This is a genomic window from Faecalibacillus sp. TM498 (genome assembly GCF_020589955.1).
Classification (GTDB): domain Bacteria; phylum Bacillota_I; class Bacilli_A; order Erysipelotrichales; family Coprobacillaceae; genus Faecalibacillus; species Faecalibacillus intestinalis.
Window position 1 is genome coordinate 1 of sequence record NZ_JAJDKB010000104.1, and the last position, 2,371, is coordinate 2,371.

The 2,371-nt window shown below is 29.8% G+C and carries 3 protein-coding genes; 1 reads left to right on the plus strand and 2 read right to left on the minus strand.

What is annotated here, in order from left to right; translation table 11 throughout:
• Positions 1-156: 156 nt before the first annotated feature.
• Entirely contained in the window at positions 157-696 is a 540-nt protein-coding gene (locus LJD32_RS14775; RefSeq protein ID WP_172583818.1) for a nitroreductase family protein, read from the minus strand.
• Positions 697-706: 10 nt separating this feature from the next.
• Entirely contained in the window at positions 707-1,795 is a 1,089-nt protein-coding gene (locus LJD32_RS14780; RefSeq protein ID WP_227392800.1) for a CapA family protein, read from the minus strand.
• Between the two features lie 69 nt (positions 1,796-1,864).
• Between LJD32_RS14780 and LJD32_RS14785 the strand changes: the two genes are divergently transcribed.
• Entirely contained in the window at positions 1,865-2,314 is a 450-nt protein-coding gene (locus LJD32_RS14785) for a GNAT family N-acetyltransferase (protein WP_119363463.1), read from the plus strand.
• The last annotated feature ends 57 nt before the right edge of the window (positions 2,315-2,371 follow it).

Genomic DNA, 2,371 nt, shown 5'->3' on the forward strand with positions numbered 1-2,371 from the left:
AAGACTAAAATCCACTTTGTCATATCTAAAGTGGAATTTAACTTTTCACTTTAGACAAGACTTTTACAGAAATGACTAGTCTTGAAAAAAAGCCCATTTTGTGGTAATATAAAGGTAGAAAAAAGAAAGAAATGAGAAAAAATTTCCCATTTCTTTTTATTTAGAGTTCTTAAAACCATTAAACCAAGCACGCTCATCAAATGATTTCTTTTTTGTTTTTATAATATTTTTCTCTTTTGGAATGCCAATTGGCAAAAAGCATACCAATTCATAATCATCTGGTACATTTAATATATGTGCCATTTTTTTACCGATTTGATCTTCATCAGTAATATGCCCTTCATACCAACAGCTTTGATATCCTAAAGCAATGATTGCTAGTAACATATTTTCAATCGCTGCTGAATAATCCTGTATGGCAAAACATTTATCACGATATGCATAGATACGTTGAGTGAGAACACAAATGGCAGCAGGAGCACTTTGTCCTATTGGCGGATCTATAACATTGAGTAATTGTTTTAAAATATGTGGATCATCAATCGCAATAAAACTTGTTGTTTGTTTATTACATCCAGAAGGAGCGTCGATTCCTGCTTGCATTATTTTGATAAGATCCTCTCTTTTTACTGGAACTGCTTGATATTCTCCACGAAAACTATGTCTACTATGAATTAATTCTAGAAAAGTATTCATTTTTACCCTCTTAATAACTATATTTCTTAATCTTTTCCATGACTCTACTTGCTTGTTCATCTTTTAAAATATAAGGTTGATAATCGTTTCTTCCTCTTGATGAAGTTAAAGAACATGGAATAATTTGTACTTGATATCCTGTTTGTGTCGTTCCTTTAAAAGAATAAGAGAGTTGATAAATCATTGTGTCTGTATCACTTGGATTACGATTACCACCAAAACAGAAATTACCTAATGAATAAACAATAGGTTTTCCATTGTAGGTTTCTGTTCCTTGAACAACATGAGGATGTGAACCAATGACAGCATCTGCTCCAGCATCAATGGTAAACTTAGCCAGTGATCTTTGATCCTCATTGGCTTGATATTGTCTTTCAATACCCCAATGATAATAAACAAAAACAAGTTGACATTGTTCCTCATTTTTTAAATGATTGATCGCATTTTGAATTTTTTGATGACCACTTTCATTATTCATAGATACTGAAAGTGAACGATAACCAAGAAATCCACACTTGATGCCTTTGATTTCTTTTATGTAGTAATCATCATAACCAAAATGACCAATAGAAGCTTCATCTAAATATTTTTTTGTATCTTGAAGACCTGCTTCATAATAATCTTCACTATGATTATTGGCGAGGGTAACTGCTTCTACTGATGAAGAAGTCAATATTTTTGTATATTCAGGAGCTCCACTAAAAGGAAATTCTTTTTCAAGATGATTACTTGCTGTTGTAAGAGGTCCTTCTAGATTAACAACTGTCAAATCATCTTTTTCAAAGACTTCTTTTACTTTCTTTAAAAAATATGTAGGATCACTTCCTTGTCTTTTATATTCTTGATTAAACGATCCATCATAAGCTTGTCCGGCATAGTTTCCAAGTGTACAATCTCCAGCAAAAGAAATAGTAAAATTCACTTCAGCTTCTTCTTTCTTTTTCTCTTCTTTTTGTACTGTTTTTTCTTGTACATTTTTAGGTGTTTCTTTTTTTGTAGATTGATTTACATTATTAAAAAGAAAAACACCTAAAGAAATAATAAGTACAGCTATTATAATAACAAATGCTACTTTTTTCTTATTTAATTTATGATTCATGAAATTCACCTCAACTTATTTTAACATATTCTAAAATATGTTAAAATACCTCTATTGGAGGAATAAAACATGATTGAAGAAATTATTGAAAATAAATTAGATTATGCATCTTTATTATGCGAAAGTGATCCTAATATTAATCTTGTTGAAAATTATTTAAGAGATGGAAGATTATTTGCTTACTTTGAAAAACAAACACCTCTTGCTTTTATTGCTGTTAAAGAAATCAATGATACTACCCTTGAAATTAAAAACTTACTTACTTTAGAAAATAATCGAGGACGTGGATATGGAAAATCCTTACTTCAATATATTGAAAATCTTTATCAAAACAAAACAACTTTTTTAATTGGTACCGCCAATAGTTCAATGACAAACATGCTTATTTATACAAAGCTTGGTTATCATTATAGTCATAAAATTGAAAACTTTTTCATTGATTATTATCCTCAAGAAATCTATGAAAACAACATGCAAGCAACAGATCTTCTTTACTTTAGCAAAACACGTGCAAACTAAAAGGGGCTGTAAAGAAACCTAATCTTTTGGATTAGGCATTCTTTATAGCTTTTTTTA